The organism is Rhodoplanes roseus, from assembly GCF_003258865.1.
Lineage (GTDB): Bacteria > Pseudomonadota > Alphaproteobacteria > Rhizobiales > Xanthobacteraceae > Rhodoplanes > Rhodoplanes roseus.
In genome coordinates, this window is the sequence record NZ_NPEX01000746.1 from 1 (window position 1) to 286 (window position 286).

The window sequence follows — 286 nt, forward strand, 5'->3', positions numbered from 1 at the left end:
GAGCGCAGAGCGCGCCGCCGCGCTCAGGATCGGCGAACTCAGCCGCGTCTCGATCTCCGAGGCGGTGCGCATCAGGATGCGGCGGCGGAAAACGTCGAGAAGCACCTGTCCCACGATCGCACCCGCCGTGATCAACGTCAGCATGACGAGCGTATCGACGGAGCGGCTGGTGAGAACGCGGTCGGCGATCTGGAAAAGATAGATCGGCACGGCGAGAACGAGGACGTTCATTGCGATCGTAAAGACGAACACGACGAGCATGTTCATCTTCACTTTCGCCACCGTC

At 61.9% G+C, this 286-nt stretch carries 1 pseudogene; it reads right to left on the reverse strand.

Annotated features, from left to right (window positions below):
• Window positions 1-286: pseudogene (locus CH341_RS32235) on the reverse strand (type I secretion system permease/ATPase); the annotation flags it as partial.